Below are 25,573 nucleotides of genomic sequence, written 5' to 3' on the forward strand. Positions count from 1 at the left end.
CAATTTGCCCTTTAATATTACACAAAACATAAACTAAGTATAGTTTGGCTCATAAACACATCTTGTTTAAATTTAGGTTGATAAACTATTTCATAAAATCTAATTCCCATAGCTTACATTCTCCTTTCAAAACAAAAAAGACAGAATAAAAATTCTGCCTTAAATTTAATCTATTGTATTTATCTTGTACTTTTATATACCAATTGTTCTATAAATAAATATTAATCTACAGGCAATTGTCTTACAGTCCAATCGTCCCACATATCTCCATCAACATATACACCATCTAATAAATTTATCGATAACATACCAACAGGTGTCCAAGCATCAAATGCATATGTATAAACGTTATAATCAGCTTTATCAGGATACCATATAGGTGTAAAATGTGTTCTAGATTTTAATGTAGAATACCTATTAGGTTTAAACTCTAACTTACTTTCATTATTTTTATTATATGTTAAATCTAACACTCTAAAATAATTTTTATAGTGGAAATCAGGAAATAATGAAACTCCATTTTGTATATTAGTTGTATTAGCTACATCATTAGATACTATTCTACTATTTAAAAATTGGTCTACACCATAAGCACTTTTTATTTCTTTGCCATTTCTTTTAGCAGTTGGATTATATTTGTCTGATGTTATTAAATGGTCTATTTTTAATTTTGCGTATTTTTCTTGTAATTCATATTCCCACCAACCTTCATCTACGATATAATATACTGTATAATAGTGATGTTCACTTCTTCCGTGTTCACAATAATGATAACAAGTTCCACCATTTCCATCATCATGTTCTTCTCCACTTGTACAGTATCTTTCACAACCTTTTTCTACAGGGTTAGAATGCCAACTTGCACTCCATATAGTCCATTTAGCATCTTTTACTTCTTCTAATTTAGGTATATATCTTTCTGCTTCATATACATTAAATTTTTGATAACCTCCCCATCTATCATCTGCATCAGGGTCAGGTGGTGTATTTTCTATTAATTCTTCTATTTTTACTGTTATAGTGGTTTCTGTTATAGTAGGGCTTGGTCTTGGTGGGTCATAAGAAGGGTTACATACACTAGGTGGTGGGTCTAAGTGTTCTTTTACTATTGTAACAGGTATTTCTAACTCCATTGGTTCTTTTGGTGTATGCCATTTTACCCAAGCAAGTTGGCTCTCTCCTTGAGGATAAAATATATTACTAACTTTATATTTGTTGCCTAAAATATCAAAATAAACAGTCATAGGTTGGTCAGGGTTGCTTTCTCCACCACTAACTTTTATAGATGTAATAACATCTGTATTTGTTCTATATGTGTAGTCAAACTTTTCAATATCAGGCTCTTCTTCCTTTTCTTTAAAGGTAACTGCTCCAACACCTAATTGATTTATAATTGTTTCGTTTGTGCTTCTATAATTAGTGCCACCTTTATAAGCATTTAAACCAAACTCATCTTTTTCTAAAAACATAGCTAAAGGTAGGTTCATATGACTAAAATTTTTAATATAACTATTAGATATATAACCATTCATTTTTATATCAAGTAATGCTAACTCTGTTGCAGTACAAGCTGTTACTTTACCTGCTATTTTAGGATAACCAACAGGTTCTAACATAAGTTTATAATCACCACTTATCATTTTTTCATAATCAAATCCTGTTATATTAGAAAAATATTTAATAAACCCTTCATCGCCAAAATAATTTTTTATTGTTTGTAAATCTCCACCTACTATTTTAGGTAATTTATATTTTGGCTTTTTCCATTTATATCCTTTACCATCGTACATATTTACTTTTTTATTTTCCTTATAATAAAGTTTGTATCCTGTACCTAAGTATTTTTGTATAGGTTGTCTAGGGTTATTTGCAAAATCTATGGGGCTTGTAACAGGCTTATTAGTTTTACTTTCAACCAATGTTACTCTTACACCTTCATCTTGCTCATTACCTAGTATAGTATCAGGTTTGCCACTACCACCATTATCATAATCTCCACCATTTCCACCATTACCTATATTTGTATCTCCATTTGCAAAAATACTTATACTATTAAAACAAAAAGAAAAAATTAAGATAATAGCCATTATTATTTTAATCTTCTTCATAATTTCCCTCCTTAAATTTTAATATAAAAAAGCACTTCATAAAATGAAATGCTCTAAATATGAGTTATTATTGTCCTATTACATTACCTGTTAAATTAAAATCTGCAGTTTCTCCACCACCTACTTCACCTGTATCTATTGTAGGTCCGAGTATTTCTTCTGCTTTATCCCAAAAGTTTTCATCTGTTATTTCATTATAATTAGGTTTGCTATTTCCACTACCATTATTATTAGCAGGAGCTTTTGTTGTGCTTTCTGTTATTGGTTCTTTTGTAGTAGTTTGTGTTATTGGTTCAGGTTTTTTAGTTGTTGTTTGTGTTGCTTCTTTAACAGGAGCTTTTGTTGTCGCTTGAGTAGTAGCTTCTGTTTGTTTTTCTGTTGTTACTTGTTTTGTTGTAGTTTCTTCTTTTTTAGTTGTAGTAGTTTTTGTTTCTTTTTGTACAGATGTTTCTTCTGTTACTTTATCATTTTTTTCTTTTTTGTCTTTTTCATTTTTAGCTATTGTTGCGTCTTGTTGTAATGATGTACTTTTTGTACTTTGTTCTTTATTTGTATTAGTAATATTTTCTGTGCTATCTTCTTCTGCTTCATCAAATAATGTCGTGTTTTCTTTTGTTATGCTTTCATTATTAATAGTTACTTGTTCTATGTTGCTAGATACTAATTCACTGTCCTTATCATTTAACATTATATATCCACCACCAACTATTAAAGCTAACGCTAAAGCAGATACTCCGATAATAATACCTTTTTTGTTTTTACCTTCATTTTTTTTCATAATAGTTACCTCTCTTATTTATTTTATTAATAACTTCTCAATTAATATATTTTGATTTAATTCTTTATAAATAGTGTCTTTATTATAACTTTCAACCTTAACAATCTCTTTTCTTAAAAATTTATCAAAATTGTTAAGTATTTTTATTAATTTTGGTATCACTTTTATTAAAACAAATTTTTTTGATATCAATTTAATATATTTAATTGGCTTTCTACTTTTTAAAATTAGTAAATTTAAATCTATTATGTCATCTAGTATACTAATTATTTCTTGTTCCTTATTATCTAAAACCTTGACAATTTCTTTTTTTATAAAATCAATATTTTTTTCAGGACAAGCTCTATTTAGTGTATCTAATTTAAAAGTATTACTATAAAATTCTTCTGTTCTTAAATATTTATTAGTAAGGTATATAATCCTTTCAATATGTTCTTTTAAGTAAGGATATTTTTTTATAATAGGATTTTCTTTAATTGTATTATATTTTTTATTTATAATTAATATTAAATTTTCCTTTTTATAAGTACGCCTTAACATTGTATGTTTTATAGGTAAATAGATAAATTTTTTAATTACTAAAAATAAAATAAAAAAAATAAATATAATTATTAAAAATGTATTCATAATAATTCCCCTTTAATTGACTATTAATATATAATTAAACTTTTTCTTTCGACAATTTATCATTTAAATCTTTAATACAAAGATTTAAACCTGCTATAATTGCATTCTTTTCTTCTAAGTTTTTATTTAATATCTCAATAGTCTTGTCTTTCTTATTTAATAAATAAAATATAATAATTACTGTAAAAATCAAAAGAAATATAAAAATAATAATTAATTTTTCTTCACTTGTATTATCAATAAACTTTAATATTTTATCTAAATTTTTACTAAAAAATTCTTCTATTTTAGAAAAAACATTATCCATATAAACTACTTTGTAGTATATATTATTAAATATTGTTATAAATCAATATTATCACATAATAATAAAATTATCAAGTTTATCTAATTTTACATATGGTTTATTTTTTCTCAATTATAGTATATTCTAAAATCATATTATATTCTATCATAAATTGAAAGTTCTAATAATCAAATTGTCAATCGTGAACTACCCCAACTTAAAATTATACACTAAATTTGTAAAAATGTTTGTATGATAGATTTTCACTTTTTCATTATAGCTATTGCTAACAAAATGAGTATAATTTAATAAAATAGTTTATAAACTTATTTTTATTTGATTTTAATTTTATATTTACGTTATAATAAATTATAACGTAAATATATTTATTTGTCAAGTATTTTTATATGTGTTTTTTAAATTTCTTGCCATTTAACTATATTTTCTGTATTTATAGTATATCCTTTTATGTATATATATGGGTATTCTGTTTTTATAATCTTACCTTTTAAATCTAAAAATCTTACACCTGAGCTTGTTCTTTCCAAAACTTTTATTTTAATATTTCTGTTAGTTTCTTTAATTTTTAACACCTCCTATTTAGTTGTTGTTTCTATTTTTAATTCATTATGTATTACTTCAGGTTTTTTCATACTTTCATCTGTTGTAGGTTCTTCTACTTCTAATACTTTTGGTAAATTTTCTACTTCAGTATATTCAGGTGTTTTAGGGTCTTCTTGTATTATTTGCTCAATTGTATCGTTTTGGCTATTGTTTATTTCTTCATTTTTTAAAATATTAGTTGTTTCTTGGTCTTGGCTAGTTGCTTCAGTTACTTCTGTTGTTTCTATTGGGGGTACTTTTATTTGCTGTCTTTTTTCTTTTGTATTTTCTATAATTTGGGGATTATTTTTTTGTAAATTTTTATATTTTAAATTAACAAAATATATACTAACAACACATATAATTATAATAGCAATTAATATATTTATTTTTCTTTTTTTCAATACTTTTACCTCCTAAAATTTATTTACATAACCTGCTTTTAGATTTAAAGTTAACTTCAAGTTACCATTAATACCTAAAAAAGTTTGGGGGACTTCTAGTTTTATAGTAACATTTGCATTAAATTTATCTACCGTATTAAGAGAACCTATCTCTATATTATCAATGGTTACATTTAAGCTATGTATTTTATATTCTACTTTATCATCTTTAGTATATTTTATATACTGTCCATTTTCTTCTTTAAGATTTAATAAACTTCCCACTTCTTCATATATTTTCCCATAATCAATTACTTCTTCCCATTCTTCCTCTCCTAAAGGCTTATGCCCTGTTGCATAACCTTGTCTTGTACCTCTAAATACATTAGAATAGTTATGAGTTATAGTTTTTATTGTAGCAATTTGCACGGCATCTCTTATACCTTTACTTATTGTTTTTAATTCAAAATATAAGGAAAATAAATAAGTAACCATAAATATAAAAACCATTATAAAAGATGCCAATATATACATATTCCCATCTTTTTCTTTTAATTTTTTTACAATAGCCTTTATCATTTCCAATACACCTCGCCTATACCTGATGCCTTAGATTTTAAATTTATTTTGTATGTAAAAAAACTACCTAAATCTACGGTGTATGCTTCCGATACAGTTACTGTAAATTCTTCATCTAAATTTACTTTATTTTTATCATATTCTATTATAGGGTCTACATTTAGGCTTTTCTTTAATGTTTCTATCCTTTGTTCTACTTCTGCTCCAACCTGTCCATATATACCAACAGTTCTAGCTATTTCGTTTGCAAATGTATTTAAATCATTCTTTTTCGCATAAATAGGATACAATTCTAAAACAAAACCTATAATTATGAATATAATAAACAATGATAAGCTAAAATCTATATAAAACTCGCCCTTATTTTCCTTTAATTTTTTTATTACATTTTTAAACATATTGCCTCCTTATTAAAAGACAGTTCCTGCATTGTTGACTATTTGTAATGTGATAGCTACTGCACATAATAAAAGCATACATACCATCATAAGCATAGAAAACTTTGTTACTTTTCCTGGTATTTTCTGTGCTTCTTTTTCCAATCTATTAAGCTCAAAACTTTTAAATTTGTATGACAACATTCTAAAATATTCTGTATTATCATCTCCATTTAACATACCAATAAGTCCTCTTACTACTTCCGACAACATAGTAGAATTTATAGAATTTTCAAATCTTATTAAAGCAGTTTCATAAGATGTTAATCTCATATCTACAAGTAAATTTTCTATTTCTCTTTTAAAACTATCATTTGTACCTGTTTTAAAGTTTTCAAATATTTTTATAACATCTCTATGATTTTTACTTTCTTGTTCGATAGTACTTGCAAATCTATACATTTCTTTTTCTATATTTTCTCTAGTTTCTTTAATTTTATTTTGAGCTTCATTTATACAATCAAAATATATTTTTATGCCAAACATTATACCTACAAATATTAAAAATTTATTAAAAATTAAACTTAATATAATAAAAGATAACAACCAAAATATACTATTAGCAATAGCATAAGCTACATAGTTTTCTTCTGTCTTTTTTATATTTGCAATTCGTAGATTTCTTTTAAGTTTTTCTTTTTTAGACTTTTCAAGCTTTATAAATTTTTCAATGCGATTAGCTATATTTAAACAAAAATCTTCTTTTATATACGATATACTTTTAGCAGTCGTATTAAAATTTTTAACACTAGATATATGCCTTTTAGTTGGTAATTTTAATATACCTGAAAAAAACATAAATGTACCAATACTTAATAAAATACTTGGTATTAAAAGAGTTATATCCATACCTACATCTCCTTATTTATATTCTAAAGGTCTTGTTATTTTTAAAACCATATAAGCAGATATTAAAATAACACCTGCTACAACACTAATAGTCATTTTACCTATGCTAGATGTCATTAGTACATCATAAAATTCTTGTCCTATTGATTTTATAACAGGTATTGCACATATAGCCATTATTGCCATTATTAAAAATTCTTGTCTTGAAGAATAATACATTGCTTCGCTTTTAGAATTCATAACTCTTATGTCATTTAATTTTTCTACAATAGGCATTAATGTAGCTTTTAAAGTTCTATCACTTTGACAAGATATTAAACTTTCACACCATTCGTGAAATATGGCATTTTCTAACTTCCCTTTTAATTTATAAAGTGCATTTTCTATACCTATACTATTTACATCAAATAAAAAATCTTTAAAAAATGTTTTTATAGGTTCATTTAAATATTGTAAGTTTTCTTCTACACTTTTTACTATATTTTCATTTCTTAAATATGTAGTAGTTATTACAGATAAGCTTACTTCTAGTTCTTCATTTATTTCTTTTTTTGCATTTTCTGCACTTATTTGAAAATACCAAAAAGGTATAAGTAAAAATCCTACTGCTAATGTTGGTATTAAAAATATGTTTTGAAAACTTGATGCTATCAAGATACCTATTATAGAAAATATTAAACTTATACCAAAAATAAATGATATTTTGTTTTCTCTTCTACTTATCCTAAGCATTCTTTCAGTTTCTAAAATTTGCTTTTTTATTATATTTTCTTTCTTTTTCCCTTTTAATAAATATACTTGAGATTTTATGCCTTTTTTTCTATAGCTATCGCTCATTATATAGTCAAATATATTATTAGATATTTGATTTAGGTTTAAATCAAAGGCTATGTATACACCAATAGAAAATATTATAAATGTTATAAACTTAAACATTTAGCTTACCTCCTTACCTATTAATTTCTCTAATTCATTGTAAGGCATACCATTTTGTAAAAGTCTTTCTTTCATATTGCTAGATATGTTATTAACTTTTTCAAAATGTCCATCTATTATAACTTTATCTTTTTCTCTTATATTTTTAGTAACTTTATATCTAAATAGTGTATTATAATAAACATTACCTTTTTCATCTATAATACATTCCATTATTTCGGTTAATTTCCTTTGTTTATTATCTAACTGTTTAGCATACACAACTATTGGAAAAGCTTCTGTTACAAATTCCATTAATGTTTGATTATCTATATCTGTTCCTTTCTTACATAAACTAACTACCCTTTTATATGTAGAACGACAATCGTTTGAATGTACCGTTGTTATAACTGTATGCCCTGTTCTAGCAGCTTCTTGTGCAGAAAATGCCTCCTTATCACGCATTTCCCCTACACATATAACATCAGGATGAAAACGAAGTGCTACTGCTAATAAGTCTTCTTGTTCTATTGATAAATTTTCATTTTCACTTGGTCTTGTTATTGTTTGTATTATTGAGTTTTTAATCTTACCATTTTTATCACGCTTTACTAAATCAAACTCTCTAGAGCCACTTTCAATAGTAAAAATTCTTTTATTATTTAATGTAGTTAATATCCAATCTGTTATTGTTGTCTTTCCACTACCTGTACCACCTGCTACACACATACTTATTCCATAATTAATAACAGTAGATATAAAATCTAACATTTCTTCAGTTGCCGTTTCATTTTTTATAAAGTCTTCTCGTTCTAGATTATTAGCATTTACTATCCTTATAGATGCACATACTTCTACATCTTCATCTACAATAGGCGATTTTAAAACGGCTATCCTTATATTTTTAGATAAATGCCCTAAAACTATTGGGCTTGCATTATCTATTGTTGCACCTGATATATTTAACATTTTTCTAACAATATTTAATGCCTGTTCTTTGTTTATAAATTGTTCAGGTGCTTTTATTCTACTGCCATTAGAATAATTTATTTCTATATCTTCCCAAGAGTTAATATTTATTTCTTCTACATTTTTATCATTTAAGTATTTTGTTATAAAAGAAAACCCTACTATATCTTCATATAATTTTTTTAATAATTCATCTTTTGTTAAGTCTTCAACAGATGAGTTACTATCATTTATAAATTTTTCTAAAATAAGCCTTATTTTATCTTTTTTATTTTCTTCTATACTGCCTTTATCAACTTCTAATATCAAATCTTTATAATTATCATTAGATTGAAAAAAGGCTTTTGCACCATTTAAAACATCTATATATTTTTGTTCTTTTAAGTTATTATTTAAAATAGATGTTCTTTTACCTAAAGAAGAATATCTATCTTCCATTAAAATAACCTCCTAAATAATTTATTAATTTCTTTATCAAAAATAAGCCCATTTTTGCTACTAAGATTTTTAAGAAGTGTTCTTTCATTAAATTGCCCTTTTATTTCTTCACAACTTATAAATTTAAAATCACTATTAGCAAAAACTTCTTCTATTAAATTATTTTCATAATTATTCAAAATTTTTATAGGCTTATCATCAATTATATTTGCATTTTTAAATAAACTATTTTGTGATACAAAATAACTTATCGATTTAGCGTCTTGATTTGCTATTCTAATTATATTATCTGCCATCTTTAAACCTACTATTGATAGCATATTATTAGATATATAGCTTGTACAATCTATAATTACATAATCAAATATATTTTTTAATTTTTCGTATAGTATCATTATTTGCTCTTCTGTACTTTCAGGGTAAGAATATTCATTTTCTTCTTCTAATAAACCTAATAATGCTAAATAACTATTTCTTTTTAATATAGTTAAATTTTTCTTTATTAAATTGTCTGTTATGTTGTTTGCAGATAATATACTACCTATACTAGCTTTAAATTCAAATTCATTTTCTAAAGCTACACAAGGCATCATAGGGGCAGTCATATCACAAAAAACTAAACATACATTTTTATTTTGTGATGATAACTTTTTTGCAAGTTTTATAGCTATCGTACTTTTACCTGCATTAGGACTTCCCCAAATAGCTAACATTTTAGTATTTAAACTTATTTCTTCTATTTCTTCATTTTCAAACTGTCTTTTAAAATATTTACCTTTTTTTAAATTAATCATAAAATTACTCCTTATTTATAGTTGTTTGTTCTGTAACATCTTCTGCCAACTCTTCTTCGCTTTCCACAATACCAAAAACTTTATCTTGCTCTTTTAAATATGCTTTTTTAATTTCTTCATCTCCACGATGTACTAGAGAAATATGTACGTTACTATTATCTTCAAAATTGGCAAGCATTATTGCTTGTGCTTCATTTACAAGTAATGTTACTGTAGAATATAATTCTTTTTGCTCTCCATTTTGTTGCCCATTTGTATCGTAGCCACTTTCATCTGTAACTGCTATTACTTCAACATATTTAAGCTCTTGTGGTATATATCCATCATTATTTTCATCTGTTTGTGGTACAATTATAGATACTATATCTCCTGTTTCTATTTTTCCACTTAAGCCTTTTGATAAAGTTTTAAGTGAAATAGATATAGCCTGTTTTCCATTTAAGTTTGTTAAATATTCAGAGCTTGATACAGGCTTAACTGATATTTTATTTTCTGTTATAAAATCATTTTCTAATATTTTTGTCTTTGCATAAGTACCTATTATATTTTGGTCTGCTTTTATAAGTTCTTTAGGTAAATTATATTTAGAAAGCTTTAATGTTTTTATCATATCTTTTTCTATTTTATCCCCACTATTTATATTTTTTGTAGCAACTAAAACATCTACTTTATCTTCTCCATTTTGAAATGGATTAAAGAAATAGGTTGCAATACCTATCGCCATAACTATTAAACCTAAAATTGTTCTTTTACTTAACATATATTTTCTCCTTTATATTAAACTATATAATAATATAGGCAAATTACCTATTAAAAAGAAAGGTAAAAAAGGAAGCGATTTTACTTGCTTCCTTCTTAATACCTTGTCTATACCATAATAAATAAACATAACAAAAATACCTAATATAACCATTAATATTGTATCTTCAAGCCCAAATAATAACCCTGTTGCTCCTATAAACTTTATATCTCCACCGCCTATATTAAAGTTAGTAAAAGCAACTAACAATAATAAAACAATAGATAATATAAGTCCATCTAAATATATATCAAAGGTAAATAAACAAAGACATAATATTAATAAATGTATACAATTAGGTATTTTTCTATATTTAAAATCATATATGCTACCTATTGTCAGTATGATAAAATAACATATTAAAGTTATTTTATACACCATCATATACACTTCCTGCTTTATCAATTGCCTTTTGAAAAAGCTCTGGTAATTTATCTTTTGCTAACCCAAACAATATTAACCCTAATACAACTACTATTGCAATAGTAACATTTTTGTCAATATAAAACTCGCCGTCATTATTTTTTAATTTTTCTACAACTCTTTCTTTTACCATTTGTCCTTTAATATATAATTTTGTACTAATTTCATTAATTTTTTTCATTGTTTTTTCCTCCTAAAATTTATAAAACTATTTGTTAATTTACTTTTTATACTTGAACACAAGCATAATTTAAACAATCATAGGCATTCCCCCTTTCAAACTCCTAATAAATACAAAAAGTTAGCTAAAATTAGCTAACTTATCATAAATATTTTCTTTAAATATACACTTTAAATTGTTATCATTACAGTATTTTTTTAATATCTCTGTTTCAAAATCTATATCAATTATAGCCGTGCCATCTTCTATAATACCTACTATATTACCAAAATAATTTAATACTTTTGTATCTTCTATAATTTCTATAAAAATAGAAACTTTTTCATCTAACTGTATATCTTTTTCTATGTTTTTAAATGTAGACATAAGCCCACAATTAGCTTTTTTTATTTCTCTTGCAACCTGACTTAAGCTTTTTTCTTCCGTTTTTATAGTCTGTTTTTCTGATAGATTACAAAAATTATTGTCATCTTTTTTAGCTTCTAGGTGTTCTTTTGTATCAATTTTTTCATTTTGTGTACCTATTTTATGTTTTGTAGTAACCTGTTGTATTTTAATAGATTTTTCTTTTTTAGGTTTATGCTCTTCATTCTTTTTGTAAGCTTTTTCTTTTTTATCTTTATTTTTTATATTATCTAAAAAATTATTAAAAAAACCTTTTTTGTCAGTAGTTTTTTGTACTTCAAAATTTTCAACTCTATAACCTAAAGTGTTAGCATAATTGTTTGTCTTTTCAAAGCAATTTTTAACTTCTAAATTTCTAACTTCTTCATCTTTACTTGTTACAAAGTTGTAAATACCTTCGGCAAAAAATCTACCAAGTAAGCTATCGCCTTTTTCTCTGCCTATCCCAACAATTATTATACTAACATTGCTATTACAAAGCCTAAAAGCACATAAAGATTTAATAAGCTCCATTTCATCATCAATTATATTTTCTAAATCAATAGCTAAAAACTCTAAATGATTTAATTTTGTACTATTGGTTTCTATATAGCCTGTAAAATCCCGTTCTAGCACTAAATCTGTATGTATACCTAATTCTTGTGATTGCTTATCAAAAATATCTACATTCTTTTCAGATGAAAAATATAGTAACATATCACTTCCCTCCTTATTACTACTGAAACTTATGTTTTTCTAAATCTTCTAAATATTCTTTTGGTGGAAATGTTTTGTATTCATTTATAGGTATTTCTATATTTTTTGTTGGTTTGTAGCCAAAATAAACTATAAGGCTTAATACCAAAGCTATAAAAATTAGTATTTTTCTCATATTTCTTCACTTTCTTCTATTTCTAAATCATCATAACTATATGCCCAAGCACCTTTTATTTCATTAGATATAAATTCAGGTGTAAATGTTTCGTTTGATTTTTTCTCGTTCCAACTATCATTTACTTTAACTTTTCCGTCTTCAGTAAGTCCTGTTAATACGATAAAATGCCCACCATTAGTAAAATAACCTGTGCTAACTCCTGTTGGTGTGTTGTATCCTTTGTAACAAGTAGACACTATCATTACTTTACCTTGTGATAAATTTTCAACTATACTATCTGCACTTGTAGATACTTGTTCTGCATTTAAACCAAACTCTCTTGCACCTGTTGTCATAAGCTCCCAACTACTTCCCATTCCATTAATAGCCCACCCCCTACTTGTACTAAATTGTGCCATAGTAAGTGGTGTTACTGATGTATCTCCTGTTAAACCTACTACAACCATTGCTAAAGATGTCGGTCCGCAACCTGCTATTTTTATAGTAGTACCTGCATATGAGTGGTTAGCCCACCTTGTGTCAAATTGAAAAAATAAAGGTATATCTCTACCTTCGTATATTGCGTCATCTTTTATATGATTTTCATTCTTAAAATCTTGTAAAATTTGTGATATTTCACTATCTATGTCTGCCCCTGTTACTTCTAACAACACAGTTATTGGCGATGTAATTATGTAATATATAAAAGTCAAAAAAAGAAAAATTGTAGCAATACCTATAATTAAACCTGTTATTAATTTTTCTCGTTTTTCTTCATCTAATAATCTTGCTATTAACTCTCTTATTATTAAATAGGCTATTTTAGGCATTTATCTTCCACCTTTTCCACCTAGTATATATTTTGCTTCATAGTCGGCAAGCTCCATATTAAAAATATAGTGTTTGCTACCATTTATAAGTAGCCCTCGTCCTTGTACACCTGCTTGTATTATATCTTTGTGTATTTGTTTAAGCTCAAATGTATCAACTATTTCTTGTAAGTCTTTACCATCACTACCTAAAAATATTTTGTAACAAGGAAGTGTTAAAAGTGCTTGTCCATACATTTTTATTCTTGGGTCTAGAAAGTCTATTATTGATTGACTTATAACAACTATACTACCTTCATATTTTCTACACCTTTTAGCTATATTTCTAAGTCCTATAAGTGTTTGTGGTATTTCAGGGTCTATTAAAAGGTAAGCTTCATCACATATAAGCATTATTTTTTCTTTTCTATCTCTTGTTATCTGTTGCCAACACCAACTGATTATATTAAAATACTGTGCTTTTTTAATTCTTTCAGAAGAATTATTCAAGTCATAAGTATCTAAACATACTATTTTACTTTCTGTATGTAAACTTGTATGTTTGTTAAATAAAAATTGGTCTTGCCCATTTATTAAGTTACCTATGTATAAAAGTAAGTCGTTGTAATCTTGTACTGCTCTTGTATCTGTTTCAATCTCTTTATTTTTCTTTAAAACATCGTACAAATCTGACATAATAGGAAAATCTTCATTTTTTAAACCACTTATATCTGTGTCCCAAAATATATTAAACTGATTGTAAAGTTTAATTAAGTTATCATTTAAAATAGTTTTTTGTCTTTCTGTTATTTCTGCCAAACACAAACCAAAGAATACTTCTAAATTTTGTAAATGTAGGGCTAATGCTCCTATACCATCAAACTCTACTTCTTCGTCATCTTCTTCTAAATCTATACTTTCATCTTCTTCATTATTTTTTTGATTTTTACTCTGTAAAGATATAGGCTTTATTTCAAGTGGATTAATGTTTCCTTTGTTGCTACCACCTAAATTTATCCAATCTCCACCTAAATTTTTAACAATATCATCGTATTCTCTTTCAGGGTCTACTATAAGTATTTTAGTACCTAGCATATATTCGTTAAGTATTATTTTTTTGATAGCCGTTGATTTACCCTTGCCAGGAGCTCCTACTGCAACTATATTTGAGTTTGTTCTGTCGCCTCCTCGTTTCCACAAGTCCATTATCATAAGTTTACCATTTATATCTTTTGCAAAATAAAAGCCTTGTTCATCGCTAAACCCTTCGCTAGAATTAAAAAATCCACCTATATAAGTGGATAATAAAGTTGCTCTACCTGCTAACTCTCTCATTATTTCAGTAGTATATCCATAGGGGGCTATTGTTAAAAAGCCGTCTTCTTGGTAAAAAGGCACTTGCCTTACTTGGCAACCTAACCCTGCAACTGTATTTATTAGCTTTTCACTATTTTTTCTTAAAGTTTCTTCGCTATTACCTAAAACTAAAATTATATTTGCCATAATACCGATGCTTTCGCCATTTTCTTCTATCTGCTTAAGAATATTTTGCCCATCTTCTACACGCCTTTCTGCCTGTATTCGTCGATAATTATCCCTTTCAGATATTGCTCTTACTTTATTTTCTGCAATATCTTTACTAAAGGCAGAAACTAAAATACCTTCAGATTGAGGTATAAACTCGCTAATCATTATTGTACCTTGTACATTGCTTATTTTACCAAGCCAACCATTCTCTAACCTGCTAGGGTATTTTGATATTATATAACATTTTGCTAAATTTTCGCCTATTTCAATACCTTTATCTTTAAACTTTAATATTGTTGGCGATATTATATTAAGTAAACTTTCATTTATGTTTGTTTTACAATTTTTCATAATATCTCCTTTCACACTTAATCATATATAATCACACTTCATCATAGTTCATATTTATTATTGATAAACTATCTTCAAGCTCCATTGTTTCAATATTTCCATAAGAAGAATTGGCAAACAAGTTGCATAACCTTGCTATTTCTTCTGTTGTGCAAACATTTGCTTGTATTTTACCTGCTTGAAATTTTCTAGCTATATTGATTAGTTTCTTTTCAAGTTCTACAAAATTGTTTAAGCTCTCTCTAATTAAAAAGTAATATTCATTTTCTAACTCATTACCATTAACAGAATATTTATGTAGAAAAAGTGTGGCTTCTCTTAAAAGTTCCTTTTGTTTTAAATTGTTAGAAGCTACATACATTTGTCTATAATCACTAACTAACCTACTTATATCAACAGGCTTTGATATTTTAAGCATTCTAAGGTTATCTTTAACAGAAGCAAACTCACTGCTTAAAGTTTTTGTAAGTATATTTATATCTGTCTTACTCATTGTGCTTATAGAAACTGTGCCAACTTTAATAAATCCTATTATAAAGTTGTCTTTTGTATATAGCATATTGTTTTTTATATCTGCTACATTTATGTACTGATTAACAGTCATTTTTTTATTTTTGCTTTGATTTTTCTTCTTCATCTAAATATTTTTCCCACCATTCTGTATATTTGTATTTGTATAAATTTTGCTTGTTATAATATTTATACATACCTACCAACTGTGTCATTGTTGAGTAGTTGTTATTAGGATTTTTAACAACCAAAAAATATGAAAACATAGCTAAAGGTACTATAACTAAAATACCTATATTTACTGTTGTAAAAATTCCAACTAATATCCCTACAACAATATCAACTAAAAATAAATAGGCAAAATATTTTGCTTCTTTTTTACCTATACCTGACACTATTTGAGTTTCTGTTGATAAGTTGGAGGGCATATATAAATTATGATTATTTTCTTCTTTACTCAAAAAATCATCTCCTAAAATAATATTCTATAATAGCTTTTATAGTAAAAATTGAAATAGCACCTACAAAAGCTATTAAGCAATTTTTTATTTTTTTAATATAGCTTTCTTTTTCTTCTAAGTTAAACATCATAGCTAGTAAGTGGTTAGCTAATTTAAAGACTATACCAACAGTTATTAAGCCTATCATTACATTTATTAAGCTATTTATTGTATCCATACTAACCCTACTTTCTTATAAACCTACTAACCCTTGAAACCATACTTGCCGTTTGATTTATAGTCATCATATTTATTCCACTACTTCCTAAACCTATCATAAACTGTTGTAAAAATTGTGGTGTTTTAATACCCATTATCATACAGGCTATACCAAAAAATATATTTCCATTTGCAACTACTCCAAAACCTAACTTTATCATTGCAAGTTGTATAACAACAGTTACACTATTTTGTATAAACATTTTTATGTATGGTGCAAACACCCCGTTGTCGCTATCAATAAGTCCTACGCAAGCTATCGGAACGCCAAGTCTTAAAATAAGCATTTCAAGTCCTCGTTTTATAAACTGAAATACTAAAATTAAGTAACATATGAAAAATATAAGTAGTCCTACTAACGCAAATAAACCTAATCCTAAAAAATATGTTTCAAAAACTTGCATTAAACTAGGTAATGTTACAAGTCCTACTGCATCTAACATTTCATTTATAAAATCTATTGATATATTTACAAATATTTCATATAAAAAGTTAAATGAAAATATTATAATAAGCCCCTTACAAAAACCTATAACTATATTTTCAACAGACATTGAAGGGTCGCCATCACTACCTATTATATATGTATCAAATATCTTCTTTAAAAATTTAAAAATCAAAAAAGCTACTCCAAAACTTGTAGTAACTTGAAATAACTTCCCAAAAAATATATCACTTTTGCTATTATCTAATATTGTATTTTGAAAAATAGAACCATCGCTTATATGATTTTCTACCCAAAACACTATATTTATAAGACTTGCAAACAAAATATCTGCAATAGGAAATGCATCTTTGAAAAAGTCAGTTATTAAAGCTTCTAATATCTTTGTCATATATTAACACTCCTAAACTGCCGTTCCACCTATTTTAAAATAGTGTGCAACAACATTAACAATAACACTAGCACTCATTATAAGTATATAACACAAAATAACTGCTTTTGTCTTTTTATCATACTGCTTACCTTCCATTTCATCATCACTTGCTTTCTTTTTAAATTGATACAAAGCAATAAAAAATGGTGTCGCAACTGTTGCTAGTAACATTACAACTTTTGAAGCATCTTGTAACATTTGTTTAGCACCTTCTGTTATTGGGTTGTTCATTAAATCATTTGCAAATGCTAAATTTGTTTTCATCAATATCATTGAAACTACTAAAGCATAAAAAGATACTACTTTGTCATTAATTTTTTTAATAAATTTTGTCATAATTAATCTCCTTTACATTTCATAATCTTTAAGTTCTTCTGCTAATGTTTTATAAAAATTATTCCATAGCTTAATCTCTATTTGACTACTTAATTTTTTAGGGCGTTTTTCTTGCCTTTCTGCTATAACTTGTCTATTGTGTTCTTTGTCCCCTAGCCCATACATTTTGTTAAATTTCCAACTTGACAAATCAGGTGCATAAAAAATTGCATTATTACCACTTTTTAAAACAAGTGTGTTAGGTCGTTGTATTTTTTTAATCTCAATAGGTGTTAAAAGTGGTCTTTCTATGTAACTTGTGCTAGATGTAAAGCTATTTTTTGCATTACTCTCTGTAACATTTATAGCAGTGTATGTACCTAGTTTTTTAGACATTTCATCAAGTGTTCCTATATCTTCACTTTTAAGATATATTAAAGTTTCTGCGTTGTCTTTAAGTGTACTTGCCGTATTTTCATCATACACCTTTATAAACTGTGCAAAACTTTGTATAAATAAATTAAATCTAATGCCATAACCTGCAGATACTGTCATTTTAGACTCCATACCATTAATAGCAGGGTAGTTACCAAACTCATCAAGATTAAAATTAACTCTTATAGGTAACCTATTACCATTAGCTTTTGCATTTTTTATAAGAGAGTTATGATACTGACTTATAAATAATCCTGCAAGTGAATTATATGTTTCTTTTTGGTCAGGTAATATTATAAATATAGCTCTTCTTTTACTACTATCATTTATATCAAAGTCTGTTTTTTTACTCATTTCATATATAAAAGGATTTGAAAAAAGCCTTAATGTAGATAATGCCGAAGTAAAAAAGCTACCCCTTGTTTTTTCAGGTGCAACAAGCGATATACTTGCTTTCATTTTTGCAGGGTGGTTATCAGGTAATTCTTGTATATATTTATTAAGTGGTGTTTTTCCATTTTCATCGGATATACACATTTTTGATAAAAAATTATATACATTAGTTAAGTTTTGATATTCAGGATTATTTTTATTTTCTATAACTACAAGTAATATTGCAAAAGCAAGTATAGATTTTTCTCCATTTTCCCAAATAGGTTCTGTACTACCTTTTTGTACTAGCATATCAACTATATCTTCTACACTATCAATAGCTCTTGTTATATCTCCTTCATTTACATAATCAATAACATTTTGTAAAAAGTTATAACTATTACTTTTTTCAGGTTCTTCAAAATCAAGTGCTATTACCTCATATCCTAGATTTTTCAGAAACTCATTTGTATAACAAAACAACTCGCCTTTAGGGTCTGATAAAATCATATTTTCCCCTGCTAATGCTTGTACACCTATTGTTTGTAACAAAACATTTCGCCCTTTACCACTTCTTGTAGCCCCAAGTATTATTGAGTGGGTGTCATCATCGTTATAATAAATTTTTTCTTTGCTATTAACTTTTTCTAAACCTAAAGATATACCACCTTTTTGAAACTTATATTTTTCAAAAATTTCTTCAGATACTTTCCTGTTGGCAAGTAACAACCTTGTCATTTTGTTATCTTCTAGTATGTTATAAGCAAAAGTTTTATCAAACTTTTCTTTTTCTAAAAACCAACTAGAACCATATTGATATTTATTTTTTATAGGCTTTGGTATGAAAATACCGTCCATTATTTCAATATTTACTTCATCATACTTTAAATATTTTCTCTCACTATCGCTAAGCCAATAACCTATAAAAATAGTTATTAAAATAGTTGAGCATAAAAAAAGCAAAATATTTGAGTTGTTTATAATAATAAACTTACCTAAAAATACTTTGCTAAATGCCATTGTTATTACTGATGATAAAGGTATGCTAAGTGTTAGAGCATAACCTAAAATTTTAAATAGTTTCTTCATCTGTTATCCCTTTACTCTCATTTTCGGTATTTTCTTTTTTATCTAACAACTCTACTTCTTCTACAATAAATTCTGTAAAAGTTTTAGTTTTATTGTTTTCATCTTTCCAAGTCTTATTTTTTAAATAACCTATTATACCTATTTTTTTACCTTTAGTACAATATTTACTTATAAATTCTGCTATTTTGCCAAACGCTACAAAATTAACAAAATCTACATTCGGCTCTTCTTCTTTTTTGTATTTTCTCTCTACGGCTAGAGCAAAATTAAGTATGGCAATAGGCTCTACTCCTTGTGAATACTTAATTTCAGGGTTGGCAGTAAGTCTACCACTAAAGATTGATTTGTTCATTTTTTTAAACTCCTTTTTTTATAATTTTCATTTTCCCACTTGTCTTATGTAATATTTCCATAGCATCAGATGTGTTTTTTACAATAAGCCGATTTTGTGGATTTAATTTTTTTGTTTTTTTGTTAGATTTTTACCATTTTTCATACTGCACCTCCTTTCTCAAGGCTCTATTTCAAAATTGTCTTCTATCTGTATTTCTTCCTGCTTAAAAACTTGCTCATATATATTTTTTACAAAAATTAACATGTCATCTCGTTGTTTTTGGTCCATATTACTGTTTGGTATTAAATCTAGGTCTTTGCTTTTACTATAAATATCCCATTTGTAACCACCTATATTTTCGCCTTGTTCATTTTTAGCTACAAAAATCATATTTCTATCTATATCCTGATAAATATCGTTGTTTTTAAATGCTTTTAAAAGTTTTTCTTTAGGTATATTTGTATTTTTTATTAAAAAGCAATATAGTTCTTCATTGTCGCCTTTCTCTGATAAATTAAATTTTGTACTTGAGAGATATTCTTTAGGTACATATTTAACTGCTTCTGAGTTTAGTTCCAAAGCTTTTTCATAAAATTCTTTATTCTTATATTTTTGTGGTATTTCTTGTATAGCTATCGCTCTTTCTGTTACTGCATCATATAATAAATTTTTATTTTCTTGCAATATTTCATCAGGCACTGCCCTTATAAAACACCCCCAATAATTAACTGCTTTTTTACACATTTCAACATCTTTAAATTTGTCAGGAATTAAGTCTATCATTTCTGTATCTTTCCAGAAACAATATTCCCAAAATTTAACATCTTCTACTAAATCTTTATACCCATTATCCTCTAAATTCTTAATAAATTTATCTTTAGGATAATATTTAATTCCACCCATAAAATAAGCCTCATAACCAATAGGGTCTTTATCAATCTTACACTTATTTATCGCTTCTGTAAATTTTGAATTTTCTATCTTTTTTTCTAATATTTGCTCATCATAGACTTTTATTTTACTAATAGCTCTGTCTATTTCTCTTTGTTCTATTTTATCATTATTAAAATGTAATCCCTGAAATATATATTGTTCTATTATATTTTCTAACTTAAACGAGCTTGTATCAACTTGTTCTTTTTCAAATTCTCCTAAGCAAAATAATAAGCTCCCCTGTTGTTCTTGAAATTTTTCTAATAGAGTTTTTATATCTTTTATGCTATCGTCTTTTATACTATACTTTTTAATTACTAGTAAATCATTATGTCTATTATAACTATAATCTTCTCTATCATAATTTAAAAACAACTTATCTGCTATTTCTTCGGCTTCTTCTTTATCAAAAACAATTTGATTAATAACTTCATCATAATATCCTTTATACATTTTAATTGCATAAAACTCTCTATTTGAAAGTATATTTTCTGAATTATAATCTTTTTTTGTCTTGATATATAAGTTTAATAATTTAATATTAAAATCTTCCCAAAAAATCCCTGAATTTTTAGGTTGCATCCCTAAAACTTTTGTATTATTAAATAAGTTTTCTGCAAATTCTATAACATTTTTACTATCTTCAAATATTTCAAAAAGTTCATCTTTTCTTATAAAATCTAATTGTAGTTCTATCTCTTCTCTAAAATAATCATATGCAAAGTTTCTATCTATAAACTTACCATTTTCATTTATACTAAATGGAAATTTTTCTTCTGCAACTTCAAATACTTTATTTCTATCTTCATATTCCATATTTTGAAGAATATATTTACATTCTTCAAAAGTAATTTCTTTATCTAAGTTATCTAATTTTAAATCATATTTAACATCGTCTTCATATAAACCACTTAAATTTATAGCTTCTTTTAAATTATTTGTCTTTAGCATATAATTTTTATAAGATAAAGATGTTTCTCGCATATCTTTATCTTTATTTTTAAATTCTTTAAGACATACTTCAAATTCACTTTCTAATTCTGTTTTAGCCTTATGTTCATCTTCATAGAAATAAACTTCTCCATCGTTATTATAAATTTTTTCTAATTCATATATATTTTGCATAATAAACACACCTTTCATTAATTTTATTTTATCTTTCATTTTCCCAATCTATTTGAGATTTATTTTGCATTTTTAAAGCTAGCTCTTTTTTAGCTTCTTTGCTTTCTGCTTTGTTTCTAAAACTAGCTTTATTTTTATTTTTGTTTTCTTCTCTAGTCATAAAATTTATAAGGCTAGACATTAACCCTAAAATTTGCTTATTTTCAAACTGTGTTTGATTTTGCTCAAATTCTTCTTTTTTGTATTCAAATTCTTTTTGGTTAAACTCTTTACAAATTTTCAAAATTTGATTACCTGCAAATTTTAAAAGTTCATCTTCTGCTTGCTTTACATTTTTATCAATATATTTTTCATTTTTAGAGCTAAATTCTGTTACATCTTTTATAGATTTTATGTAATTATAGTAGCTAGTTCTAACTTCTAAATTATTAGCTATTATTTTTTTGCTAATTGTATCTAAATGATTTTTTATATCTTGGGGCATAAATTTATAATTTAATCTACCTGTTTTAGGCAACTGTTTTTTTAGAAGATAAATATCGTGTATTATATTTTCAATATAATTATCTTTTAAGTTAATATTAAAAATCTTACTGTCGTTCATATCTTCATCAAAAGATTTTATCTCTTGTAAAATTTTTCTGTAATCTTCATCAGATATATCAAACATATCTTTTAAAGAATTTTCATAATCTTTTTGGCTTTCGTTCTTCAAATTATAAATATCTTGTAGTTCATCTTTAAATATGTAATTGGTTAAAGATTTTCTTATATTAGCAAAATTTTGTTTAGGTATAGAAGTTCTTAATATTTCTTGATTTTTATCCCAAGCCATAAAGTGCATATGTGGGTGTCCTTTTTCCATATGTACAGAACAAACATACTCAAAATCTTCCACTTTTATCCCCATTTGTTTTGCAATTTTGCTAGCATTATTTTTTATCATTTCTTCCCAAGATTTTCTATCATCATAATTTTTCTTTAAGGCATCTTCTTCTTTAAGAGATATTACACACTTATAAAGTGTAGTTTTATTTTTAGATTTTTCTTTTATATGATTTTTGATAATACCAAAATCATTTATTTCTCCAAAAGTGTCATACCCTAAATTTGAAACTTTTCCAAAGCAACAAAAATTTTTCCCATCATTATACATTGCTCCACTTCTTGTACAAATGTACTTAAAATGATTGACATTAAGTTTAGTAGTATTAGCTTTGTTTGGGTGGTTAAATTTAAGTTTGAAAACTACATCTTTCATTTATCCACCTTATAATCTTTACTTGTTACATAAACATAACCTTTTTTCTTATTTTCTACTAAAGCTTCTTCTAAATTTCGTCTGTGTTCAGGTGGCACAAATCTATATAAAACATCTGCCAAAGCAAAATGACTACTAGCACTCATTACTGCTCCTTTTGACGATATAGCAATAAGTCTATTCATATATGGATTTAATGTAGCTTCTAATTCTTCATTAATCATTTGCCTTAAAAAGCTAATTTCATCTTTATATGAATTTATAGAAAGTCCTTTGTCGATAAATTCACGAATTGCCATTGAAACATTGCCATTATGATGTTTATTTGCATATTTTTCTAATTGTTCTTTTTTATGTTTTGGAATTTTAAACGGAATATACTCCAATTGCTCTTTCATAATAAACCACTCCTTTTAGGTATGCATATTTCAGTGTTACAAAAATGTTACTCTAATATTTAAAGTAACACCGTTGTAGGCTAGCCTACAAGCTGTTTTCAAGGTGTGTGGTAACACACCTTATCCTGCCTTACCACCTAAAAGGTGGGCAAGGTGGGCAAAGCCCATAGCTTTTAAGCCAAAAAATAAAAAATTTAACTAAGTCTCAAGGCTTGTTTCTTCCTGTATTTCTAGTGATTTATATACTTGACTATATATTTTTTTAGCAAAGCCTGATATATCATCTTGTTGTTTTTGGCTCATATTACTGTTAGGTATTAGAATTAAGTTTTCACTTTTGCTATAAATATCCCATTTGTATCCACCTATATTTTCGCCTTGTTCATTTTTAGCTACAAAAATCATATTTCTATCAATATCCTGATAAATATCGTTGTTTTTAAATGCTTTTAAAAGTTTTTCTTTAGGTATATTTGTATTTTTTCTCAAAAAACAATATAACTCTTCATTATCGCCTTGTTCACTTAATTGAAATTTATCCTGAAAAAAATTTTGTTTTAAAAAACTTTTATAACAATCTTCTTCCCATTCTTCAACTTTAATTTCTATTCCATATTTGTCTGCCTTATTTTTAATAGCTTTATAAATTTCACTATTTTCGTCTTTAAAATTGTTTTGAAAATCTTTATCCGTTGAGAATAGCACTATATTTTTTACTTTTTTATTGCTATTAATAAGTTTATCTATGTTTTCTAAATTTTCTACTCCAGACACATAGGCAGTATTTACTGTTTTCATTAAGTATATAGGCGACACTATATCATCAAAAACCATTATACAATCACTTTCTTCTGATATGGATTTAAAATAAATAGGCTCTTCTTTACTATTTTGTAACGGCTTAAGTGTAAAATCTTTGTTATAAATATCCCACTTATAACCACCAACATTTTCGCCTTTTTCATCTTTACAAACTAAAATAGCTTTGTTATCTTCGCTTTCAAAAATCAGTTCATTTTTAAATATACTTTCTATATTTTCAATATTTTGTTTTTCTTCAAAATCATCTAGCATATTTTTTAAATACTGTTTTAAATTGCTATTTTCTAGTTTTTTAGGCAATACAAATGGACTATTTAAACATTTTAAATAGCCTGATATTTTAATATTATTATTTAGTTCTTTATCTTTTAAATAGTCTTGCCAAGTTTGATTTAAGTCTTTAGATTTTACTTGTATAATGTTTATTTTATAATTATCTTTATATTGATTATAAAATTTTTGGGCATTTTCTTGCCCTGCTTCATCGTTATCTAAAAACAGATTTATTTCTTTTATATGGTTATTATCTTTTAAAAAGTTATCCATAGCTTTAAATGATAAACACCCTAAAGACACTCTATTTATATCTTTCCAATCTTTACCTAGATGTTTAGATATGGTTGCGTGTGTCATTAAGTCGATAGCACTTTCAAATACACAAACTTTATCACAATTATTTTGTGAATTTATCCTAAAGCCAAAGTTTTTATCGCTATTTTCACAATCTCCTTTGTAGGTGCTTTCAGTTAATGTACTTCGTTGCATTGCATATTTAACATTGTTTTCATTGTCTTTACCTAAAAATACAACATTGTGTTTATCTTTACTTTCATAAATATTCCCACTTTTTATTAAGCTATTTACTATTTCAAAATCTAATTTTCTGCTTTTAGTAAGATATGCAATAGCTCTTTTATTATCTTCATTTTTTTCTGGCAAAATTAATTCGCCCTTTTCTTCTATTTTAGGTGTATACTTCGGTCTATTTGTTATAGTAGGTGAAACTTGTTCGCCACTTAAAATTTTAACTGCATCTACAAAACTTTTACCCTCATAATATTGTAAAAATTGAATTGTAGAGCCACCAACATTACGGCTATTCCAAAAGAAATTATTTTTTAATGGATTAATTCGCATACTATCGTGTTCTTCAAGGGTGTATTCATTAGCCCCAACCTTTTTTATGTTATATCCATTAGAAATTAAATAATCAAGTATATTAGTTTCACTTGCTTTTTTATACTGTTCTTGAGTAAAACCTGCCATAG

At 26.2% G+C, this 25,573-nt stretch carries 30 protein-coding genes; all 30 read right to left on the minus strand.

Annotation, left to right across the window (positions count from 1 at the left end; all coding sequences use genetic code 11):
* Positions 1–221: 221 nt before the first annotated feature.
* Positions 222–2,108 (minus strand): hypothetical protein, encoded by a 1,887-nt coding sequence (locus R5Z65_RS04965; RefSeq protein ID WP_317367459.1) that lies wholly within the window; start codon positions 2,106–2,108, stop codon positions 222–224.
* Between the two features lie 67 nt (positions 2,109–2,175).
* Positions 2,176–2,886: a hypothetical protein gene (locus tag R5Z65_RS04970; protein WP_317367461.1), complete on the minus strand. Its 711-nt coding sequence runs from the start codon at positions 2,884–2,886 to the stop codon at positions 2,176–2,178.
* Positions 2,887–2,904: 18 nt separating this feature from the next.
* Positions 2,905–3,513: a hypothetical protein gene (locus tag R5Z65_RS04975; RefSeq protein WP_317367462.1), complete on the minus strand. Its 609-nt coding sequence runs from the start codon at positions 3,511–3,513 to the stop codon at positions 2,905–2,907.
* A gap of 34 nt (positions 3,514–3,547) precedes the next feature.
* The gene (locus R5Z65_RS04980) at positions 3,548–3,820 is read right to left on the minus strand and encodes a hypothetical protein (protein WP_317367463.1); all 273 of its coding nucleotides are present in this window, start codon (positions 3,818–3,820) and stop codon (positions 3,548–3,550) included.
* 395 nt (positions 3,821–4,215) lie between these two features.
* Positions 4,216–4,392: a hypothetical protein gene (locus tag R5Z65_RS04985; protein WP_317367464.1), complete on the minus strand. Its 177-nt coding sequence runs from the start codon at positions 4,390–4,392 to the stop codon at positions 4,216–4,218.
* Between the two features lie 3 nt (positions 4,393–4,395).
* The gene (locus R5Z65_RS04990) at positions 4,396–4,806 is read right to left on the minus strand and encodes a hypothetical protein (RefSeq protein WP_317367466.1); all 411 of its coding nucleotides are present in this window, start codon (positions 4,804–4,806) and stop codon (positions 4,396–4,398) included.
* Positions 4,807–4,818: 12 nt separating this feature from the next.
* A complete protein-coding gene (locus R5Z65_RS04995; RefSeq protein ID WP_317367468.1) occupies positions 4,819–5,364 on the minus strand; it encodes a hypothetical protein in 546 nt (181 codons plus the stop codon).
* Entirely contained in the window at positions 5,361–5,762 is a 402-nt protein-coding gene (locus R5Z65_RS05000; RefSeq protein WP_317367469.1) for a DUF4320 family protein, read from the minus strand. The genes R5Z65_RS04995 and R5Z65_RS05000 overlap by 4 nt, the downstream gene beginning before the upstream one ends.
* Positions 5,763–5,774: 12 nt before the next feature.
* Positions 5,775–6,650, minus strand: a complete 876-nt coding sequence (locus tag R5Z65_RS05005) for a secretion protein F (RefSeq protein ID WP_317367471.1) — start codon at positions 6,648–6,650, stop codon at positions 5,775–5,777.
* A gap of 12 nt (positions 6,651–6,662) precedes the next feature.
* Positions 6,663–7,586, minus strand: coding sequence for a hypothetical protein (locus R5Z65_RS05010; RefSeq protein ID WP_317367472.1), 924 nt, complete (start codon positions 7,584–7,586; stop codon positions 6,663–6,665).
* Entirely contained in the window at positions 7,587–8,972 is a 1,386-nt protein-coding gene (locus R5Z65_RS05015) for a CpaF/VirB11 family protein (RefSeq protein ID WP_317367473.1), read from the minus strand.
* On the minus strand, positions 8,972–9,766 hold the full coding sequence (locus R5Z65_RS05020) for an AAA family ATPase (protein ID WP_317367475.1): 795 nt from the start codon (positions 9,764–9,766) through the stop codon (positions 8,972–8,974). The genes R5Z65_RS05015 and R5Z65_RS05020 overlap by 1 nt, the downstream gene beginning before the upstream one ends.
* A gap of 4 nt (positions 9,767–9,770) precedes the next feature.
* Positions 9,771–10,526 carry a Flp pilus assembly protein CpaB gene (gene cpaB / locus R5Z65_RS05025; RefSeq protein WP_317367477.1) on the minus strand — a complete coding sequence of 252 codons (756 nt, stop codon included), beginning with the start codon at positions 10,524–10,526 and terminating at the stop codon, positions 9,771–9,773.
* 12 nt (positions 10,527–10,538) lie between these two features.
* Positions 10,539–10,949: a prepilin peptidase gene (locus tag R5Z65_RS05030; protein ID WP_317367479.1), complete on the minus strand. Its 411-nt coding sequence runs from the start codon at positions 10,947–10,949 to the stop codon at positions 10,539–10,541.
* Positions 10,936–11,169, minus strand: coding sequence for a hypothetical protein (locus R5Z65_RS05035; protein WP_317367481.1), 234 nt, complete (start codon positions 11,167–11,169; stop codon positions 10,936–10,938). The genes R5Z65_RS05030 and R5Z65_RS05035 overlap by 14 nt, the downstream gene beginning before the upstream one ends.
* Before the next feature lie 120 nt (positions 11,170–11,289).
* Complete coding sequence (locus R5Z65_RS05040; protein ID WP_317367484.1) at positions 11,290–12,270, minus strand: hypothetical protein; 981 nt, start codon at positions 12,268–12,270, stop codon at positions 11,290–11,292.
* A gap of 19 nt (positions 12,271–12,289) precedes the next feature.
* Complete coding sequence (locus R5Z65_RS05045) at positions 12,290–12,445, minus strand: hypothetical protein (protein ID WP_317367485.1); 156 nt, start codon at positions 12,443–12,445, stop codon at positions 12,290–12,292.
* Complete coding sequence (locus tag R5Z65_RS05050) at positions 12,442–13,257, minus strand: C39 family peptidase (protein ID WP_317367487.1); 816 nt, start codon at positions 13,255–13,257, stop codon at positions 12,442–12,444. Before R5Z65_RS05050 ends, R5Z65_RS05045 begins: the two co-directional genes overlap by 4 nt.
* Positions 13,258–15,114 carry an ATP-binding protein gene (locus tag R5Z65_RS05055; protein ID WP_317367489.1) on the minus strand — a complete coding sequence of 619 codons (1,857 nt, stop codon included), beginning with the start codon at positions 15,112–15,114 and terminating at the stop codon, positions 13,258–13,260.
* 31 nt (positions 15,115–15,145) lie between these two features.
* Positions 15,146–15,751, minus strand: coding sequence for a hypothetical protein (locus tag R5Z65_RS05060; RefSeq protein WP_317367491.1), 606 nt, complete (start codon positions 15,749–15,751; stop codon positions 15,146–15,148).
* The gene (locus tag R5Z65_RS05065) at positions 15,723–16,085 is read right to left on the minus strand and encodes a hypothetical protein (RefSeq protein ID WP_317367494.1); all 363 of its coding nucleotides are present in this window, start codon (positions 16,083–16,085) and stop codon (positions 15,723–15,725) included. The genes R5Z65_RS05060 and R5Z65_RS05065 overlap by 29 nt, the downstream gene beginning before the upstream one ends.
* A gap of 4 nt (positions 16,086–16,089) precedes the next feature.
* The gene (locus R5Z65_RS05070; RefSeq protein WP_317359476.1) at positions 16,090–16,302 is read right to left on the minus strand and encodes a hypothetical protein; all 213 of its coding nucleotides are present in this window, start codon (positions 16,300–16,302) and stop codon (positions 16,090–16,092) included.
* A 7-nt stretch (positions 16,303–16,309) separates the two neighbouring features.
* Positions 16,310–17,179, minus strand: coding sequence for a conjugal transfer protein TrbL family protein (locus R5Z65_RS05075; RefSeq protein ID WP_317367495.1), 870 nt, complete (start codon positions 17,177–17,179; stop codon positions 16,310–16,312).
* A 12-nt stretch (positions 17,180–17,191) separates the two neighbouring features.
* Entirely contained in the window at positions 17,192–17,557 is a 366-nt protein-coding gene (locus tag R5Z65_RS05080; RefSeq protein WP_317367496.1) for a hypothetical protein, read from the minus strand.
* A gap of 12 nt (positions 17,558–17,569) precedes the next feature.
* Complete coding sequence (locus tag R5Z65_RS05085) at positions 17,570–19,432, minus strand: VirD4-like conjugal transfer protein, CD1115 family (protein ID WP_317367498.1); 1,863 nt, start codon at positions 19,430–19,432, stop codon at positions 17,570–17,572.
* Positions 19,416–19,784 (minus strand): single-stranded DNA-binding protein, encoded by a 369-nt coding sequence (locus R5Z65_RS05090; RefSeq protein ID WP_317367501.1) that lies wholly within the window; start codon positions 19,782–19,784, stop codon positions 19,416–19,418. Before R5Z65_RS05090 ends, R5Z65_RS05085 begins: the two co-directional genes overlap by 17 nt.
* A gap of 159 nt (positions 19,785–19,943) precedes the next feature.
* Positions 19,944–21,824, minus strand: coding sequence for a hypothetical protein (locus R5Z65_RS05095; protein WP_317367502.1), 1,881 nt, complete (start codon positions 21,822–21,824; stop codon positions 19,944–19,946).
* A gap of 28 nt (positions 21,825–21,852) precedes the next feature.
* The gene (mobP3, locus tag R5Z65_RS05100) at positions 21,853–23,085 is read right to left on the minus strand and encodes a MobP3 family relaxase (protein ID WP_317367504.1); all 1,233 of its coding nucleotides are present in this window, start codon (positions 23,083–23,085) and stop codon (positions 21,853–21,855) included.
* The gene (locus R5Z65_RS05105; protein WP_317367507.1) at positions 23,082–23,483 is read right to left on the minus strand and encodes a hypothetical protein; all 402 of its coding nucleotides are present in this window, start codon (positions 23,481–23,483) and stop codon (positions 23,082–23,084) included. The genes mobP3 and R5Z65_RS05105 overlap by 4 nt, the downstream gene beginning before the upstream one ends.
* A gap of 198 nt (positions 23,484–23,681) precedes the next feature.
* Complete coding sequence (locus R5Z65_RS05110; RefSeq protein ID WP_317367509.1) at positions 23,682–25,571, minus strand: DUF3991 domain-containing protein; 1,890 nt, start codon at positions 25,569–25,571, stop codon at positions 23,682–23,684.
* Positions 25,572–25,573: the final 2 nt, after the last annotated feature.

This window comes from uncultured Tyzzerella sp., from assembly GCF_963558545.1.
Lineage (GTDB): Bacteria > Bacillota > Clostridia > Lachnospirales > CAG-274 > Tyzzerella.

Bases quoted from the DNA above. Each gene is read 5' to 3' on its own strand.
- R5Z65_RS04965 (WP_317367459.1), bottom strand. From the start codon at position 2,108: ATGAAGAAGATTAAAATAATAATGGCTATTATCTTAATTTTTTCTTTT.
- R5Z65_RS04970 (WP_317367461.1), bottom strand. From the start codon at position 2,886: ATGAAAAAAAATGAAGGTAAAAACAAAAAAGGTATTATTATCGGAGTA.
- R5Z65_RS04975 (WP_317367462.1), bottom strand. From the start codon at position 3,513: ATGAATACATTTTTAATAATTATATTTATTTTTTTTATTTTATTTTTA.
- R5Z65_RS04980 (WP_317367463.1), bottom strand. From the start codon at position 3,820: ATGGATAATGTTTTTTCTAAAATAGAAGAATTTTTTAGTAAAAATTTA.
- R5Z65_RS04995 (WP_317367468.1), bottom strand. From the start codon at position 5,364: ATGATAAAGGCTATTGTAAAAAAATTAAAAGAAAAAGATGGGAATATG.
- R5Z65_RS05000 (WP_317367469.1), bottom strand. From the start codon at position 5,762: ATGTTTAAAAATGTAATAAAAAAATTAAAGGAAAATAAGGGCGAGTTT.
- R5Z65_RS05005 (WP_317367471.1), bottom strand. From the start codon at position 6,650: ATGGATATAACTCTTTTAATACCAAGTATTTTATTAAGTATTGGTACA.
- R5Z65_RS05010 (WP_317367472.1), bottom strand. From the start codon at position 7,586: ATGTTTAAGTTTATAACATTTATAATATTTTCTATTGGTGTATACATA.
- R5Z65_RS05015 (WP_317367473.1), bottom strand. From the start codon at position 8,972: ATGGAAGATAGATATTCTTCTTTAGGTAAAAGAACATCTATTTTAAAT.
- R5Z65_RS05020 (WP_317367475.1), bottom strand. From the start codon at position 9,766: ATGATTAATTTAAAAAAAGGTAAATATTTTAAAAGACAGTTTGAAAAT.
- cpaB (WP_317367477.1), bottom strand. From the start codon at position 10,526: ATGTTAAGTAAAAGAACAATTTTAGGTTTAATAGTTATGGCGATAGGT.
- R5Z65_RS05030 (WP_317367479.1), bottom strand. From the start codon at position 10,949: ATGATGGTGTATAAAATAACTTTAATATGTTATTTTATCATACTGACA.
- R5Z65_RS05035 (WP_317367481.1), bottom strand. From the start codon at position 11,169: ATGAAAAAAATTAATGAAATTAGTACAAAATTATATATTAAAGGACAA.
- R5Z65_RS05040 (WP_317367484.1), bottom strand. From the start codon at position 12,270: ATGTTACTATATTTTTCATCTGAAAAGAATGTAGATATTTTTGATAAG.
- R5Z65_RS05045 (WP_317367485.1), bottom strand. From the start codon at position 12,445: ATGAGAAAAATACTAATTTTTATAGCTTTGGTATTAAGCCTTATAGTT.
- R5Z65_RS05050 (WP_317367487.1), bottom strand. From the start codon at position 13,257: ATGCCTAAAATAGCCTATTTAATAATAAGAGAGTTAATAGCAAGATTA.
- R5Z65_RS05055 (WP_317367489.1), bottom strand. From the start codon at position 15,114: ATGAAAAATTGTAAAACAAACATAAATGAAAGTTTACTTAATATAATA.
- R5Z65_RS05060 (WP_317367491.1), bottom strand. From the start codon at position 15,751: ATGAAGAAGAAAAATCAAAGCAAAAATAAAAAAATGACTGTTAATCAG.
- R5Z65_RS05070 (WP_317359476.1), bottom strand. From the start codon at position 16,302: ATGGATACAATAAATAGCTTAATAAATGTAATGATAGGCTTAATAACT.
- R5Z65_RS05075 (WP_317367495.1), bottom strand. From the start codon at position 17,179: ATGACAAAGATATTAGAAGCTTTAATAACTGACTTTTTCAAAGATGCA.
- R5Z65_RS05080 (WP_317367496.1), bottom strand. From the start codon at position 17,557: ATGACAAAATTTATTAAAAAAATTAATGACAAAGTAGTATCTTTTTAT.
- R5Z65_RS05085 (WP_317367498.1), bottom strand. From the start codon at position 19,432: ATGAAGAAACTATTTAAAATTTTAGGTTATGCTCTAACACTTAGCATA.
- R5Z65_RS05090 (WP_317367501.1), bottom strand. From the start codon at position 19,784: ATGAACAAATCAATCTTTAGTGGTAGACTTACTGCCAACCCTGAAATT.
- R5Z65_RS05095 (WP_317367502.1), bottom strand. From the start codon at position 21,824: ATGCAAAATATATATGAATTAGAAAAAATTTATAATAACGATGGAGAA.
- mobP3 (WP_317367504.1), bottom strand. From the start codon at position 23,085: ATGAAAGATGTAGTTTTCAAACTTAAATTTAACCACCCAAACAAAGCT.
- R5Z65_RS05105 (WP_317367507.1), bottom strand. From the start codon at position 23,483: ATGAAAGAGCAATTGGAGTATATTCCGTTTAAAATTCCAAAACATAAA.
- R5Z65_RS05110 (WP_317367509.1), bottom strand. From the start codon at position 25,571: ATGGCAGGTTTTACTCAAGAACAGTATAAAAAAGCAAGTGAAACTAAT.